The sequence below is a fragment of the Nocardioides malaquae genome, assembly GCF_015070385.1.
Classification (GTDB): Bacteria; Actinomycetota; Actinomycetes; order Propionibacteriales; family Nocardioidaceae; genus Nocardioides; species Nocardioides malaquae.
The window spans coordinates 1-258 of record NZ_JADCSA010000652.1; the positions used below are offsets into that span (position 1 = coordinate 1).

Below are 258 nucleotides of genomic sequence, written 5' to 3' on the forward strand. Positions count from 1 at the left end.
CATAATTCCTGCAACCGCCGCCATGATTGCCGCCATGACCACCGGGGAAATCATGCTACCGAGGATTAACCACGCCAGCACACCACCAAGAATTTCTGCTAGTCCAGAAATCCCCGCCCACAGAATCGCGGTGCGTTTAGACCCCGTTGCCGCATAAACCGGGCCTGCCACTGCCAGACCTTCAGGGATATTGTGCAACGCGACGGCCAGTGCGATGCCAAATCCCAGCTCCAGGTTGCTGCTCGCCGTGACAAAGGT

1 protein-coding gene is annotated in these 258 nt (G+C 57.8%); it reads right to left on the bottom strand.

Going from position 1 to position 258, the window contains the following annotated elements:
* A partial coding sequence (locus IEQ44_RS16120; RefSeq protein WP_193639440.1) for a ZIP family metal transporter occupies nucleotides 1-258 on the bottom strand: 258 nt, incomplete at both ends.